A 15,174-nucleotide genomic window follows, 5' to 3' on the forward strand; every position below is an offset into this window, starting at 1 on the left:
CTGCGCGCAACCCAGGGCTGCGGGAGATCCCACCTCTCACGCTTCCTGAGCCGTCATGCTGCGAGAGGCGGGATCTCACCCGACTTGACGCTGCTCACACGCAGGTATGCGGCCGCTTACCTGTCAGTAGACTTCCGCCCATGTCTCCCCTGCAGATCGTCGCGCTCGTCGTCTGTCTCTCCGTCACGGCGGCGGCCATCGCGCTGCTGGCGCGGACGGTGCGCCACTTCCTCGCGACCTTCCGGCTCGGCCAGCCGGACGCCACACGCCGTGACAACCCCGGCGAGCGGACCCGCACTCTGCTGCGGGAGTTCCTCGGCCACACGCGGATGTCGCGGCTGCCCGTCGTGGCGGTGGCGCACTGGATCACGATGATCAGCTTCGGGGTGCTGTTCTTCACCCTGCTGAACGCGTTCGGGCAGCTGGTGGACCCCGAGTTCGTGCTGCCGGTGATCGGGCACTTCTTCCTCTACGAGTGGGTCACCGACGTCTTCGCCTTCGGCGGGTTCTTCGCGATCCTCGCGCTGATGGCGATCCGCCAGAAGAACCACCCGCGCAGCGCCGCCGGCGTCGACGGCCGCCGGTCGCGGTTCTTCGGCTCCACGTGGTGGCAGGCCTACTACGTCGAGCTGACCATCCTCGGCGTCACGATCTGCATCGGGCTGCTCCGGGCGCTGGAGTGGACGCTGGCCCGCAAGCTCGGCACCGGCATGGACACCGCCCTGCACTTCCCGCTGACCGGGTGGATCGGGAACTTCTTCACCGGCCTGAGCGTGGGCACCATCGAGAACCTCATCGTCGTCATCGCGGCAGTCAAGATCCTCATCTCCTTCGCCTGGATGATCACCATCGCGCTGCAGCCGACCATGGGTGTGGCCTGGCACCGGTTCCTGGCGTTCCCCAACATCTGGTTCAAGCGGCACGCCGACGGCCGCACCTCGCTCGGCGAGCTGCAGCCGCTGATGGTCAAGGGCGAGCCGGTCGACTTCGAGAACATCGAGGAGCTCGACGAGGACGCTGCGCTCGGGGTCGGCAAGGTCGAGGACTTCACCTGGAAGGGCCTGCTCGACTTCACCACCTGCACCGAGTGCGGCCGCTGCCAGAGCCAGTGCCCTGCGTGGAACACCGACAAGCCGCTCTCGCCGAAGATGCTGGTCATGACGCTGCGCGACCACGCGCACGCCAAGGCCCCGTGGCTGCTGGCCACCGAGGAGGAGCGCGAGGCCCTGGGCAACGACAAGCCCGAGCTGGCCGCCCTCTCGGAGCTGTCCCTGGTCGGCGAGACGGGCTACGACCTCGACCACCCGCTGACCGCCTACAACCCGCACGGCCCCGACGCCGTCATCGACGCCGACGTGCTGTGGTCGTGCACCACCTGCGGTGCCTGCGTCGAGCAGTGCCCTGTCGACATCGAGCACGTCGACGCGATCGTCGACATGCGCCGCTACCAGAACCTCATCGAGTCGGCGTTCCCCAACGAGCTCGGCGGCCTGTTCAAGAACATGGAGAACAAGGGCAACCCGTGGGGCATGGCCGCCCGGGCCCGCCTCGACTGGGCCAAGGACCTGCCGTTCCAGGTCAAGATCCTCGGCCAGGACGTCGAGTCCGCCGACGACGTCGACTACCTGTTCTGGGTCGGCTGTGCAGGCGCCTACGAGGACCGTGCCAAGAAGACGACCCGGGCGGTCGCCGAGCTCCTCGACACCGCGGGCGTCTCCTTCGCCATCCTCGGCGACGGCGAGACCTGCACCGGCGACTCCGCCCGTCGCGCCGGCAACGAGTTCCTCTTCCAGATGCTCGCCCAGCAGAACGTCGAGGTGCTCAACGAGGTCGGCGCGACCAAGATCGTCGTCACCTGCGCGCACTGCTTCAACACGATCAAGAACGAGTACCCCCAGCTCGGCGGCAAGTACGAGGTCGTCCACCACACCCAGCTGCTCAACCGCCTGGTGCGGGACAAGAAGCTGGTGCCGGTGGCCCGTCCGGCCGAGCGGCCCGGCATGTCGAGCAACAAGGACGTCGCCTCCACCGCCGAGACGGTCACCTACCACGACCCGTGCTACCTGGGCCGCCACAACGGCGTCTACACCCCGCCACGTGAGCTCATCGGCGCCCTGCCCGGCGTCGAGCTCAAGGAGATGGAGCGCTCCGGCGAGAAGTCGTTCTGCTGCGGCGCCGGCGGCGCCCGCATGTGGATGGAGGAGAAGCTCGGCACCCGCATCAACATGAACCGCACCGAGGAGGCCCTGGCCACCGGTGCCGAGCGCATCGCCATCGGCTGCCCCTTCTGCCGCGTCATGATCTCCGACGGCCTGACCGCCAAGCAGTCCGAGGGACAGGGCGAGGACGTCGAGGTCGTCGACGTCGCCCAGATGCTGCTCGCCGCCGTCCGCCGCGGCCAGGAGGGTGGCGAGGCTGCCGTGGAGGTCCCCGAGCCGGAGCCCGCACCGACTGCCTGACCGGATCAGCCGTCAGGGCTGGGACGGAAGAGGGCCGGTGTGCCGCGTGTGCGGCATACCGGCCCTCTTGCCTTGTCGCGGGGTTGGCCACGGGTCAGGCGCGGTCGAACATGAGGGCGGCCAGCCGCGCCCGTGAGCTGATGTCGAGCTTGCGGAAGATGTGCGCGAGGTGGGCGTCGACGGTGCGCGGGGAAACGAAGAGCTGCTCGGCGATCTGGCGGTTCGTCATGCCCTGGGCGACCAGGCTGGCCACCGTGCGCTCGGTGCGGGTGAGGAGCGACAGAGGCGTGTCGGCGGCCTCCGCCCCGCCGCCCTCGGTGCCGAACAGCGCGGTCACCGCGGCGACGCCGGACTCGGTGAACCGACCGTCGACCACCCACTCGGTGGGGCAGCTGCGCTGCGGGGCACCGGTGGGCACCTGCTGCCCGGGCCGCTGCCGGGCCACGGCACGTCGCGGGGCGCGCAGCGCTCGGGCCGCGGCCGAGCACCGGCCCGCCGCCGCGGAACCGTCGGCGAGCAGCGCCCGGTCGAGGCCGTCGAGCGCGTCGGCCGCCCGCAGCGGGAAGCCACCCTCCGTGGCGCGCTGCAGCGCACCGAGGTATGCCGCGACCGCCTGCACCCCTTCGCCGCAGGCGAGGAGCGCGTCCCCGAGCAGCAGTCGGGCCTCGATGCCGTCACGGCCGAGGCGGATGCTGTCGGCGAGCACGATGATGTCGGCGGCCAGACCGGCGGCGCGCCGGCAGTCCTGGACCGCGAGGAGGTCGCGGGCGTCCTGCAGCTGCACCCCGAGCCGCACCCCCCAGGGCAGCGACTCGTGGTCGACGCTGTGGGGCCGGGGTGTCTCGGCGACGGCCCGGAACAGGGTGTCGGCCAACAGGGCGATGCGGTCCTCGGCCAGCTCGATGGCGTGGTCGCGGGCAGCCCGGGCGATGGCGGCTGCCTCGACGGTGCGCCCCTGCTCGGCGGCGACGACCCCCATGAGGATGCGCGCCGACAGGGCCATCCACTGCTCCTCGGCGGGCGCGTCGGTCATGACCACCTCCGCGAGGGCCTCCGCCTCGGCGAACTCCCCCCGGCAGACGTGGATGTCGACCAGGGTGCGGCGCAGCTGCCGGAGCACGTAGTCGTCACCGACGGCGAGGCGCAGTCCGGTCTCGACCTCCGCGTGGGCGGCGTCCAGGGCACCGGCGTCGAGGTGCATCTCCGCGCGGATGGAGGCGTTGCGGGCCCGCTGCCGCTCGGGGTGCGGGTCGGTCACGGCGTGCTGCTCGGCCCGGTCGAGCAGCGGCATCCCCTCGTAGGTGCCCCGCACCTCGGAGGCGCAGATGCCGGCGCGGCGAGCCACCTGGGCGCCGATGTCGGCCGGGCCGTCGCCGCTGGCGAGCACCGCCTCGAGGATCTCGACGGCCTCGCGCGCCCGCATCGCGGTGTAGAGCGAGGAGAAGATGTTGTTGGCCAGGCGGTAGGCGAGCGGGCGCGTGCGGGCGTCGGCCGAGGCCGCGGTGATCGCCTGGCGCATGACGCCCATCTCGCGCAGCCACGTCTCGTCGGCCGCGCCGCTCATGCCGTCGGAGGGAGTCACCCGCTCGGCCCACCGCAGGAGACCGGCCACCGCCTCCTCCCGGTCGTCGGTGCCCTCGGTGAGGACGACCCCGTGGCGACGGATCGGCACGAGCATGTCGAAGCGGCCGTCGGGGTGCACCTCCACCAGGCTGCGCCGTGCGAGCGCCGAGGCGAGCTGGGCTCCCTCGGCCCGGCTGACCCCGCTGATGTCGGCGAGGACGTCGAGGCTGACCGGGTGCTCCATGAGTGCGAGCCGGCGGAAGCAGCGCCGCTGGTCGTCGTCGAGCAGCTCGTAGGACGCGTGGACGGCCTGGTCGATCGACGCGGTGGGGGTCACGTCGGAGACCCCCACCAGGGCGATCTGCACCCCGAGGTGCTCGATGAGCAGCGGCAGGCCGCCGCTGGCCCTCAGCAGGCGGCGCACCGTCCGCTCGTCCCGGCGCAGGTCGACCGGGTGTCCCCCGGCGGCAGCGATGCGAGCGAGGAACAGCTCCACCGCGGGCCCCTCGAGCACCTCGCCGCGAGCCGGGAGCGGCAACGGCCCGAGCCGCACCACCCGCTCGTGCGGGCGTCCCGCCACGGTCGAGGCCGTGCACAGCAGCCGGAAGCTCGCGGTCGACTCGACCAGCTCGTCACAGAGGGCGCCGAGACCGTCCACGCTGTCGACGCCGTCGAGCACGAGCAGCACGTCCTGTCCGTCGAGGGCCCGCTTCAGCGCCATGAACGCCGAGTCGCCCGGTGCGACGTCGGCCCCGAGGACGTCGAGCGTGGCGGTGACGATGGCGTCGGCCTCCGGCAGGGAGCGACCCGAGACCCAGACGGCACGCGGGTTGGCTGCCGCGGCATGGCGCGCGAGCAGGGTCTTCCCGCACCCGGGGGCGCCCGTCACGGTCACCCACCGGCTGTCGACGAGGAGGCTGCGGACCCGGTCGAGGGCGTCCTCACGCCCTACACACGGAGTCAGCACCACCGCAGATTATCGGCACCTTGTCCCGGATATCCGTAGTTTCACCGATGCCCCCGGCCCCTCCCCCCGGCACCCTTGACACAGCGCGCCGGGTCCGGCAGGCGGGAGACGAGGAGGGGCGCCTCCCGCGGGCCGGACCGGGTCGCGAGGCGGTTCGGGGGATCCGCAACAGAAGCCGGATGTGGTTCGGGGGAGCCACATCCGGCTCTTCTGTGTGCTCGACCGACGTGTGTCGACCTGCGTCAGCCGCCGAGGCCGTTGGCCTTGAGCCACTCCTGCGCGACGGCGTCGGCGTCCTTCTTGTCGGTCACGACCTGGGCGAGCAGGTCGGTCAGCGTCGGGGTGTCGAGCTTGGCCGACACCGCGTTGAGGGCGCCCGAGACGGTGTCGTTGACCTTGGCCTTGGTCGCGAGCGGGACGATGTTCTGGGCGGCGAAGAGGCTCTTGGGGTCCTCGAGCACCACGAAGTCGTTGGCCGGGATGCTCGGGTCGGTGGTGAAGATGTTGGCCGCGTCGACCTGGCCGTTCTTCAGCGCCTGCACCGACAGCGGTCCGCCGGCGTCGAGCGGTCGGAAGCTCTTGAACTCGAGGTTGTAGACCTTCTTCAGGCCGGGCACGCCGGTCTCGCGGGTCTTCCACTCCGGCGGGCCACCGAGCACGAGGTCCTGCGACTTGCCCTCGAGGTCGGCGATCGACTTCAGGCCGAGCTTGTCGGCTGTCGCCTTGGTCACGACGACGGAGTCCTTGTCCTCTGCCGCCGCCTTCTCCAGGACGGTGAGGGTGTCGGGCAGCGCGGCCTGCAGCTCGGTGTAGACGCCCTCGGGGTCGGTGGCCTTGGCGTCCTTGTTGAAGTACTGCGCCAGCACCCCGGTGTACTCGGGGATCAGGTCGATCGAGCCGTCCTGGAGCGCAGGGATGTAGGCCTCGCGGCTGCCGATGTTGAGCTTCTTGGTGACGGTGACGCCCTTGGCCTCGAGCGCGCCGGCGTAGATCTCGGCGAGCAGCTGGCTCTCCGGGAAGTTGGCCGACCCGACCGTGATGCTCGAGCCGCCTCCGGCGGAGGTCGTGCCCGAGCCGGTGCCGGTGGCGAAGGGGTCGCTCTCGTCGCCGCCACCGCAGGCGGCCAGGGACATGAGGGCGATGGCGGCGCCGAGGCTGACGGCGATCCTGGGAGTTCTCACTGGCCTTCTCCTTGCGGTTCCTTGACCGGTCAACTGTTGTGCTGGAGTTCAGTCTCACCCGCCGCGCGCCGAACCGCGACCTCCATCTCCCGAGAGGGGGTGCGGTCGCGGGCGTCGCGACCGAGGCCACGGCCCGTGAGGCCGGGCGACACGGCATACCGCTGCACCGCGGCGAGGGTGAGGTCGACGAGCAGCGCGAGCACCGCGACGAGAAGGGCACCCGAGGCCATCTGGGGGAAGTCTCGGATGGCCTGGCCGTCGAAGAGGAAGCGGCCGAACCCGCCGAGCCCCGCGATCGCAGCGATGGTCGCGGTGGCCACGACCTGCAGGGCGGCCGAGCGCAGGCCCGAGAAGACCAGCGGCAGCGCGCAGGGCACCTCGACCTTGCGCAGCAGCTCCCAGCCCGTCATCCCCATGCCCTGCGCGGCGTCGCGCGCGGCGGGGTCGACCCCCTCCACCCCCGCGTAGGCGCCGGAGAGGATCGGCGGGATGGCGAGCACGATGAGCACGACGAGGCTCGGCCAGAGGAACGCGGCGTCGCCGGTCAGCTTCGGTCCGAGCAGCAGCACCATGATGAAGAGCAGCCCGAGGCTGGGGATCGCGCGGGCGGCGCCGGCGAGGTTGACCACGAAGACCCGTCCGCGGCCGGTGTGCCCGATGAGCAGGCCGGCGGGGACGGCGACAACCGAGGCGATGAGCAGCGAGAGCGCGGAGTACCAGACGTGCTGGAGGGTGCGGGCGGGCACGCCGTCGGATCCGGTCCAGTGCGCCGGGTCGAGCAGCCACGAGGCGATGTCGTCGATCACGCCGCACCTCCCGAAGCCCGCTGCCACGGGGTGAGCGCCCGGGTGACGCCGAGGATGAGCAGGTCGAACGCGAGCGCGAGCACGATGCAGGCGGCGAGGCCCACGACGATCGGGTCGTAGAAGGTGCGCGCGAAGCCGTCGGTGAAGAGCAGGCCGAGCTGCGGGATGCCGATGACCGCGGCCACGCTGACGATGCTGACATTGCTGACGGCCGCCACCCGCAGCCCGGCTGCGATGACGGGCACCGCCAGGGGCAGCTCGACGGCGAAGAACCGTCGCACCCGGGTGAAGCCCATCGCGGTCGCAGCCTGGGTGACGTCGTCGGGCACGGCTGCGAGGGCGTCGGCGACCGTGCGGACCAGCAGGGCGACGGTGTAGATCGTCATCGCCACGAGGACGTTGTTGCGGTCGAGGATCTTGGTGCCCAGGATTCCCGGCAGCAGGATGAAGAGCGCCAGGCTCGGGATCGTGTAGAGCAGGCCGAACCCGGCGGTGAACGGGGTGTAGAGCGCGCGGTAGCGCCGGGCCAGCCAGCCCAGCGGCAGCGCGATGAGCAGGCCCAGCAGCAGTGGGAGCCCGGCCAGGTAGACGTGCTCCCGGGCGAGGGCCAGCACGTCGTCGACGTGGTCGAGGAACCAGGTCATGGCGGGCCCGTCACCGCGCCGGGGCGCCGGGGTTCAGGTGGTCCTCGACCTCGGGGCGCTCGGACTCCTCGATCGCGGTGAGCACCTCGTGGGCTCGCACGGTGCCGACCAGCGAACCGGAGTCGTCGACGATGACCCCGCGCCGGCTCGGGGACGACAGGGCCGCGTCGAGGGCTCCGCGCAGCGGGCCGCTGGCCCGGGCTACCGTGCCGCCGCGGTGCAGCATCTCGGACCGGATCTCGCCGTCCACCCGTCGCGGCTCGATCCACCCCAGCGGCCGGTTCTCGTCGTCCACCACGAGCGCCCACTGCTGCTCGAGACCGTCGGCCCGCTCGCCGAGCAGCAGGGTGCGTTCGGGACGCAGCGGCAGCCGTGGCGTCGGCTGGAACGACAGGGCCCGGTAGCCGCGGTCGCGGCCGACGAAGTCGGCGACGAAGTCGTCGACCGGGTGGTTCAGCAGGTAGGCCGGGTCGGCCAGCTGGGCGAGCACCCCACCCACGCGGAGCACCGCGATCTGGTCGCCGAGCTTGATGGCCTCGTCGATGTCGTGGGTGACGAAGAGGATCGTCTTGCCGATCTCGCCCTGCAGCCGGAGGAACTCGTCCTGCAGCTGCTCGCGCACCACCGGGTCGACGGCGCTGAACGGCTCGTCCATGAGGAGCACCGGCGGGTCGGCGGCCAGCGCCCGGGCGACGCCGACCCGTTGCTGCTGGCCGCCGGAGAGCTGGGAGGGGTAGCGGTCGGCAAACCCCTCGGACAGCCCCACCCGCTCCATGAGCTCCCTGGCGCGGGCGTCGGTCCTCCTGCGGTCCCAGCCGAGCAGCCGCGGCACGGTGCCGATGTTCTCGACCACGGTGCGGTGCGGGAAGAGACCGGCGTGCTGGATGACGTAGCCCATGCCGCGGCGCAGCTCGGCCTCCTTCATGCGGGAGGTGTCGCGGCCGTCGAGGGTGATGGTGCCGGAGGTGGGGGTGATCATCCGGTTGACCATGCGCAGCGACGTCGTCTTGCCGCAGCCGGAGGGACCCACGAGCACCGTGATCCTGCCGGTCGGGGCCACCAGGCTGAGGCTGTCGACGGCCACGGTCCCGTCGGGGTACCTCTTGGTGACGCCGTCGAAGACGATCATGGGCCTGAACCTAACCGAGTCTGCTGACACCCGCATGGCTCTCGCGGACCATGGGCAGCGGGTCGACAATGGCGGGGTGAGCCTGGCCCCGGAGCAGCTCCTCAGCCGTGGCACAGCCCAGGGCAGGGGCGCCCTCGCCGCAGTGACCATTGGCTCGGGGGTCGCGATCCTCGACGGCACGGTGGTCTCGATCGCCCTGCCGACCATCGGCCGCGAGCTCGACGCGTCGCTGGCCCAGCTGCAGTGGGTCGTCAACGGCTACATGCTCAGCCTGACCGGGCTGATCCTCGTCGGCGGGGCGCTTGGCGACCGGGCCGGCCGGCGGCGGGTCTACCTCGTGGGGGTGGCCTGGTTCGCCCTGGCGTCGCTGCTGTGTGCCGCAGCGCAGTCGCCCACGCAGCTCATCTGGGCCCGCGTGCTCCAGGGCGTCGGGGCCGCCCTGCTGACGCCCGGTGGCCTCGCCCTCATCCAGGGCAGCTTCCGCGAGGAGGACCGTGCCAGCGCGATCGGCACGTGGGCCGGCCTGTCGGGCATCGCCGCCGCGGCCGGGCCGTTCGTGGGCGGCTGGCTGCTCGACCACGGCGGCTGGCGCAGCATCTTCGCCGTCAACCTGCCGCTCTGCGCCCTGGTGCTGTGGCTGTGCCGACGCTACGTGCCCGAGAGCCGCGACGAGGAGGCGGCCGGGCCGTTCGACGTCTGGGGCGCCGCCCTCGGGGCGACCGGCCTGGCCGCCCTCACCTATGCGCTGACCGCCAGCGGCGAGCAGGCCGGCGCCGCGACCTGGCTCACTGGCTTCGTGGCGGTTGCGCTGCTGGCGGCGTTCGTGGTGCGCCAGGCCCGCACCGCCTCGCCGCTCGTGCCGCTCGGCCTCTTCCGGTCGCGGGTGTTCTCCGCCGCCAACGGCATGACCTTCCTCGTCTACGGCGCCCTGGCGGCGGTGCTGTTCTTCCTCGTCATCCAGCTGCAGGTCGTCTCCGGCTTCTCGCCGCTGCTCTCCGGCCTGGCCAGCGTGCCGATCACGGTCGCGCTGCTGCTCCTGTCGTCACGGCTCGCCGACCTCTCCAGCCGCATCGGCCCGCGGCTGCCCATGACCGTCGGCCCGATCGTCTGCGCCGCCGGGGTGCTGCTGCTGGTGCCGGTCGGCGAGGGCACCGAGTTCTGGACCGGGGTCATGCCCGGGATGACGGTGTTCGCGCTCGGCCTGGCCATCCTGGTGGCTCCCCTCACCGCGACGGTGCTCGCCGCGGCACCCAACCGGTATGCCGGCGTGGCCAGTGGCGTGAACAACGCCGTCGCCCGCGCCGGCTCGCTCCTCGCGGTCGCGGCGCTGCCGCCGCTCGTCGGCCTGTCCGGCTCGGACTACACCCAGCCCGACGCGCTCACCGCGGGCTACCGGACGGCCCAGCTGGTGTGTGCCGTGCTGCTCACGGCCGGCGGCGTGGTGAGCTGGGTCGGCCTGCGTGGAACGCATGGGCGCGAGGCCGCTCCAGCCGAGGGGCCTCCGGCGGGCGTCGGCGATGGGTCCGGTGGCCAGGTGGACGGTCGGTCCTAGGGTCGCTGCAGCCCGGCCTGCAGGCTCTCGGTCAGGAACTGCGCCGACTCGCGGTGCCACGCGCTGGCCTGCCGCAGCATGCTGTGGGTCTCCCCCTCCACGGCCCGCCAGGTCACGTCGACGCCGAGCGCAGCCATCGCCTCGGCCATCGCCTTGGCGTTGCGAGGCGAGGTGATCCGGTCGCGGGTGCCGTGCATGACCAGGGCCCGCAGCCCCGGGTGGCCCCTGGCGACGTCGCTGCGCTCCACCCACGGCGCGAGCGCGACGAGGGCCGCCACCCGGCGGTCGCCGGCGAGGCGGAACGCGACACGTCCGCCCATGGAGTGGCCGAGCAGGCCGAGGGGGACCCCGGGATGACGCTCGGCGATCGTGTCGAGGGCCTCCTGGGCGTCCACCACGGGACTGGCTGCCGCCCCGTTCCAGCCGCGCACGGCATACCGGAGCATGGCCACGGACAGCTCCCCGCGGCTCTCGGCGGCCAGAGTCCACGCGAAGGGCTTCATGCGCAGCACCGGCAGGTTCCACCAGCTGGTGGGCATGTGGCTCGAGCTCTTGCCGCCGTGGAGGACCAGCACGACCCCGCGGGGCTCCCTGGCCTCGTGGGTCCACCTCAGCTCGGGTGCGCTCATGTCCCTCCCCTGCCTCCTCACGGCTCCCGGGGCGTCACCGACTCCCGCAGCCACGCGGCATACGGCGGTGCCGCCCCGGCAACCGGGACGGCCAGCACCTCAGGGTTGTCGTAGGGGTGTTCGGCGCGGACGCGGTCGCAGATGGGGTCGAACAGCTCTGCCGTCGTCTTGACCAGCAGCAGGTGCTCCTGCGCAGTCTCGACCTCGTCCTCCCACCAGTAGGTGGAGGTCATCGGGCCGAGCACCTGGGCGCACGCCGCCAGCCTGCCCTCGACGAGCGCGCGGGCCAGGGCCTGCGCCGTCTCGGCGTCGGGCGCGGCCACCCGCACCTCGATGAGCTCGCTCGGGTCGCCGCCGCCGGTCATGCCGTCTCCGCTCGCCGCGCTCGCCTAGAGCTCGGTGCGGTGAAAGCCCTGGAACGAGCGGCTGGCCGTGGGGCCCCGCTGGCCCTGGTAGTGCGAGCCGTACCTCGCGCTGCCGTAAGGGTTCTCGGCCGGCGAGGACAGCCGGAAGAAGCAGAGCTGACCGATCTTCATGCCGGGCCAGAGGATGATCGGCAGGGTCGCGACGTTGGACAGCTCGAGGGTGACGTGGCCGGAGAAGCCGGGGTCGACGAAGCCGGCGGTCGCGTGGGTCATCAGGCCGAGCCGGCCGAGCGACGACTTGCCCTCGACGCGGGCGGCGAGGTCGTCGGGCAGGGTGACCGTCTCGAGCGTGGAGCCGAGGACGAACTCGCCGGGGTGCAGCACGAAGCCGTCGTTGGGCTCGACCTCGACGAGCCGGGTGAGGTCGGGCTGGTCCTGAGAGGGGTCGATGACCGGGTACTTGTGGTTGTCGAACAGCCGGAAGAACTTGTCGAGCCGCACGTCGATCGACGACGGCTGGATCATCCCCGGGTCGTACGGCTCGAGCCGCACCCGGTCGGAGTCGATCTCGGCCTTGATGTCGCGGTCGCTCAGCAGCACGGGGGAAGGCTATCGCGCAGCCTGTGCTCCGGTCGGGGCGGCGGGCCGATGTGTGGCCCACACGTGCTGGGCCACCGAGCCTGCGGCGGCGAGGCCCATGAGGAGCACCCGCAGCCCCATGTCGACGTCGAGCAGGGCCACGACGACGGCGACGGCCGCGAGGGTCGCGGCGACGCCGACCACGGCCGGCTTGCGGTCGGCGATCGCGTGCAGGCTCGAGAGGGTCAGGGCGTAGAGCGAGAGCGCGGTGGCGAGAGCCAGGGCGACCGTTCTCGGGCTGGCCTCGGCGACACCTTGGACGACGTCAACGGCGGCGGCGAGCGCGGCACCGACTGCCGCGACCGAGGCGAAGACGACGATGTGGGCGTAGCTGAAGGCCCAGGTGAGGGCACGCCCCTGGCCGATGAGGTCGACGTGCTCGCGCTTGAAGTACAGCCACCACAGCGAGAAGACCAGGAGCAGGCCGCCCGCGATGAGCATCGCGAGCGAGCCGCTCATCCCACCGGACGCGCCGGGCTCGGCAGCAGCACCGGGCTCGACCGCGTGGCCGGCGGAGGCCGCGTCGGGCGGGGCGGCGAGCGCGCCCTGCAGGGCCTGGACGCTGGCCAGGATCACCTCGCCGAGCACGATGATGGTGAACAGGGCGAACCGCTCGGCGATGTGGTGGGGGTGGAAGGGCGTCGGGCCTCCCACCCGCTCGGCGAGGATGGGCACCGCGAGCTCGGCGAGGACGAGGAGGAAGAAGGTGCTCATCAGCACGCCCTCGCCGTCCACCAGGAGCCGGGCGATCCACAGCACCTGCACCACGGTGATGCCCACCGCGTAGGTGAGGGCCGTGCGCCGGCCCTCGGGGTGGGCCCGGGCGGCGCGCAGCCACAGCGCCACCATGCCCAGCCGCATCACGGCATACCCGGCGACGACGAGACTGGACTGGCCGTCGTCGAAGAGGTCGGGGACACCGGCGGCGAGCATCAGCGACCCGGTCATGATCGTGAACGTCAGCAGTCGGAAGACGACGTCGTCGGAGTCGTAGGCCGAGGCGAACCACGTGTAGTTCATCCACGCCCACCAGATGGCGAAGAACACCATGGTGTAGCCGACCGCCGTCTCGACGTGGCCGGCGCTCAGGCCGTGGTGCAGCTCCGCCGCGGCGCTGGCGATCGCCACCACGAACACCAGGTCGAAGAACAGCTCCAAGGGGGTGGCGACGCGGTGCGACTCGTGGGGATCGCGCGGCCCCATCCGCCGGGACCAGGGGACGACGGTCACGCTGCTCACCTCACGACTGTAAGGTCTCGGGCCGCGGTGCGGGAGGGAGTCTTCGGTATGCCGTGGGGCCCGTTCGAGGGGGTCGCCGGAGTCGCCCGTGGTTCCGTTACACTGCACGCGCACCGCCTCTCGGGGCGGTGCCTGCCGGTGTAGCTCAATGGTAGAGCGCCAGCTTCCCAAGCTGGACACGCGGGTTCGATTCCCGTCACCGGCTCCAACGCCAAAGCCGCAGGTCAGGGATTCGCTCCCCGCCTGCGGCTTTCGTCTTGCTGGGCCGACGATCCCGCCGCGTGCCTGCTACGTGCCCAATCAGGAGCAGGATTCGTGGACGCCAGGCCGTCTGCTCGCCAGCTACGACGCCGAGGACAGCAGGGAGTGGCGCATGCTTCTGCCCACCGCCCTGCCCGCGCGGCTTCTCACGTCCATGCGGTTGCCCTTCACCTCGGCATCGCAGCCGGTCAGCCACGGTGCCCGTCGGCTTCCGGTCAATGCGCAGACCCGCGTGGTCGCCCTTCAAGAGCCGGCCCGATGCTCGACATTGGGTAACCGTGGACGCAACGATGTGTGGCATGAGCGGTCGCTCGGACGGTTGTGCTCAGGCCGCCCGCCAAGGTGTTTGGAGTGCCTGCCGGTGCGCTCAGCGCGGCACCCTGCGAGGTCGACGGTCGACCAGGAAGGCAACGCCACGAGTCGCTCCGATGGCCGTCGGACTGACGCCGCTGCCGACCGGCGGCCGCCTGTCGGGGCCCGGCGAGGCACCCTGCTGGCGACGGACCGACAATGCCGCCAGAACGCGCCGTGAGCGACGTCGAGCCCGGACTGTGATTGTTGGTCTGTCCGCTCCCAGCTCCGGGAAGACCACCCCCGAACGCTTTGAGGGCAGATCACGTCGAAATTCGGGGTGTAGGGCAATCTTGTGAGTCAGGTAGTTCATGAGCTGATCTCCTCGAGGTGGACCGGCCGTGCCAGTCGTGACACCTGTGGCGCGGGGCGCGGGGGCGGGGTGACGTTCGCCGTGCGGAATCGATCTCGATACTCCGAGGGTGCGACGCCAACCAGGCGATGGAATGTCCTGCGCAGGGTCTCGGCGGTGCCGAAGCCGCAGTGTCGGGCGATGGCCTCCACCGGGTCGTCGCCTCCAGCGAGGCTCCGCTGCGCCGCCTCGACGCGGACCCGTTCGACGTACACCGCAGGCGGTAGACCGGTTTCCCGGGTGAATCGCCGCTGCAGATGTCGCGGGCTCAGCCCGGCGCGCGACGCCAGGTCGTCGATCCCGTGTGGCGCACCGGGATCGAGGTGGATGGCCTCGACGACGCGGCGCATCCGATCAGTTGCAGGCTGTGGCGACCACAGGGGGACGCTGAACTGCGACTGGCTCCCCGGCCGGCGCAAGAACAGCACCAGCTCCCTGGCGACACCGAGCGCCGTCTGCGGTCCGAGGTCTGCCTCGACCAGCGCAAGCGCCAGGTCCATGCCTGCTGCCACGCCTGCGGAGGTCCAGATCTGCCCGTCCTGGATGAAGACGGGGTCGCTGTCGACGATAACGGCGGGGTACTCGCGCGCCAGCCGGTCCGCCTCCCTCCAGTGCGTGGTCACGCGACGCCCGTCGAGCAGCCCAGCCTCGGCGAGGATGAACGCACCACAGCAGACAGACGCGATCCGGTCGGCCGTGGTGGCAGCAGCGGCCACCCAGTCGAGCAGGCTACGGTCGAAGCCTGCCGCGTCCACGCCGTCGCCGCCCACAACCATGAGCGTGCCCGGACGGCTCGGATCCAGGCTCGCCACCGAGTGTTGCGCATGAATTGTCAGCCCCATGTCCGAGCGAACGGGACCGGCCTTGGGGGCCACGAGCTTGAGCTCATACCCGGCTTCACCGAAAACCTCGAACGGACCGGCCAGATCGAGGCCGTCGAAGCCGTCGTAGATCACGAAGGTTACTGCGCGGGACTCCATGGCTCCAGCGTGAGACCCAGCCGGCTTGTCGTCTACGACAACTTGCCCACAGATCAC

General features: G+C 71.6%; 12 protein-coding genes and 1 tRNA gene. 3 read left to right on the forward strand and 10 right to left on the reverse strand.

Features of this window, described 5'->3' with window-relative positions; all coding sequences use genetic code 11:
- Positions 1–140: 140 nt before the first annotated feature.
- The gene (locus P2F65_RS07770) at positions 141–2,459 is read left to right on the forward strand and encodes a (Fe-S)-binding protein (protein ID WP_275805749.1); all 2,319 of its coding nucleotides are present in this window, start codon (positions 141–143) and stop codon (positions 2,457–2,459) included.
- Positions 2,460–2,553: 94 nt separating this feature from the next.
- Here the strand turns inward: P2F65_RS07770 and P2F65_RS07775 are convergent, their stop codons facing one another.
- The 5 genes from P2F65_RS07775 to P2F65_RS07795 all read right to left on the reverse strand — a co-directional run bounded on the left by P2F65_RS07775 (position 2,554) and on the right by P2F65_RS07795 (position 8,749).
- A complete protein-coding gene (locus P2F65_RS07775; RefSeq protein WP_275805750.1) occupies positions 2,554–4,992 on the reverse strand; it encodes a LuxR C-terminal-related transcriptional regulator in 2,439 nt (812 codons plus the stop codon).
- Positions 4,993–5,231: 239 nt separating this feature from the next.
- A complete protein-coding gene (locus tag P2F65_RS07780) occupies positions 5,232–6,170 on the reverse strand; it encodes an ABC transporter substrate-binding protein (RefSeq protein ID WP_275805752.1) in 939 nt (312 codons plus the stop codon).
- Positions 6,171–6,199: 29 nt separating this feature from the next.
- The gene (locus P2F65_RS07785) at positions 6,200–6,976 is read right to left on the reverse strand and encodes an ABC transporter permease (RefSeq protein ID WP_275805754.1); all 777 of its coding nucleotides are present in this window, start codon (positions 6,974–6,976) and stop codon (positions 6,200–6,202) included.
- The gene (locus tag P2F65_RS07790; protein WP_275805756.1) at positions 6,973–7,620 is read right to left on the reverse strand and encodes an ABC transporter permease subunit; all 648 of its coding nucleotides are present in this window, start codon (positions 7,618–7,620) and stop codon (positions 6,973–6,975) included. The genes P2F65_RS07785 and P2F65_RS07790 overlap by 4 nt, the downstream gene beginning before the upstream one ends.
- A gap of 10 nt (positions 7,621–7,630) precedes the next feature.
- Positions 7,631–8,749 (reverse strand): ABC transporter ATP-binding protein, encoded by a 1,119-nt coding sequence (locus tag P2F65_RS07795; protein ID WP_275805757.1) that lies wholly within the window; start codon positions 8,747–8,749, stop codon positions 7,631–7,633.
- Between the two features lie 76 nt (positions 8,750–8,825).
- On the opposite strand from P2F65_RS07795, the gene P2F65_RS07800 reads away from it, so the two are divergent.
- Complete coding sequence (locus P2F65_RS07800) at positions 8,826–10,301, forward strand: MFS transporter (protein WP_275805759.1); 1,476 nt, start codon at positions 8,826–8,828, stop codon at positions 10,299–10,301.
- Here P2F65_RS07800 and P2F65_RS07805 read toward each other — a convergent pair.
- The 4 genes from P2F65_RS07805 to P2F65_RS07820 are packed head-to-tail and all read right to left on the reverse strand — an operon-like array spanning position 10,298 to position 13,173.
- A complete protein-coding gene (locus P2F65_RS07805) occupies positions 10,298–10,930 on the reverse strand; it encodes an alpha/beta fold hydrolase (protein ID WP_275805761.1) in 633 nt (210 codons plus the stop codon). The two genes, P2F65_RS07800 and P2F65_RS07805, sit on opposite strands and share 4 nt — an antisense overlap.
- Before the next feature lie 17 nt (positions 10,931–10,947).
- Positions 10,948–11,295: a divalent-cation tolerance protein CutA gene (cutA, locus tag P2F65_RS07810; protein WP_275805763.1), complete on the reverse strand. Its 348-nt coding sequence runs from the start codon at positions 11,293–11,295 to the stop codon at positions 10,948–10,950.
- Between the two features lie 24 nt (positions 11,296–11,319).
- A complete protein-coding gene (dcd, locus tag P2F65_RS07815) occupies positions 11,320–11,895 on the reverse strand; it encodes a dCTP deaminase (protein ID WP_275805765.1) in 576 nt (191 codons plus the stop codon).
- A 9-nt stretch (positions 11,896–11,904) separates the two neighbouring features.
- Entirely contained in the window at positions 11,905–13,173 is a 1,269-nt protein-coding gene (locus P2F65_RS07820; protein WP_275805767.1) for a low temperature requirement protein A, read from the reverse strand.
- Between the two features lie 134 nt (positions 13,174–13,307).
- Between P2F65_RS07820 and P2F65_RS07825 the strand changes: the two genes are divergently transcribed.
- A tRNA-Gly gene (locus P2F65_RS07825) sits at positions 13,308–13,381 on the forward strand.
- Between the two features lie 713 nt (positions 13,382–14,094).
- On the opposite strand, the gene P2F65_RS07830 is transcribed toward P2F65_RS07825, so the two are convergent.
- Positions 14,095–15,117, reverse strand: a complete 1,023-nt coding sequence (locus P2F65_RS07830) for a DJ-1/PfpI family protein (RefSeq protein ID WP_275805769.1) — start codon at positions 15,115–15,117, stop codon at positions 14,095–14,097.
- Between the last annotated feature and the right edge of the window lie 57 nt (positions 15,118–15,174).

This window comes from Knoellia sp. p5-6-4 (assembly GCF_029222705.1).
Taxonomy (GTDB): domain Bacteria; phylum Actinomycetota; class Actinomycetes; order Actinomycetales; family Dermatophilaceae; genus Pedococcus_A.

Bases quoted from the DNA above. Each gene is read 5' to 3' on its own strand.
- P2F65_RS07770 (WP_275805749.1), top strand. From the start codon at position 141: ATGTCTCCCCTGCAGATCGTCGCGCTCGTCGTCTGTCTCTCCGTCACG.
- P2F65_RS07830 (WP_275805769.1), bottom strand. From the start codon at position 15,117: ATGGAGTCCCGCGCAGTAACCTTCGTGATCTACGACGGCTTCGACGGC.
- P2F65_RS07795 (WP_275805757.1), bottom strand. From the start codon at position 8,749: ATGATCGTCTTCGACGGCGTCACCAAGAGGTACCCCGACGGGACCGTG.
- P2F65_RS07805 (WP_275805761.1), bottom strand. From the start codon at position 10,930: ATGAGCGCACCCGAGCTGAGGTGGACCCACGAGGCCAGGGAGCCCCGC.
- cutA (WP_275805763.1), bottom strand. From the start codon at position 11,295: ATGACCGGCGGCGGCGACCCGAGCGAGCTCATCGAGGTGCGGGTGGCC.
- P2F65_RS07790 (WP_275805756.1), bottom strand. From the start codon at position 7,620: ATGACCTGGTTCCTCGACCACGTCGACGACGTGCTGGCCCTCGCCCGG.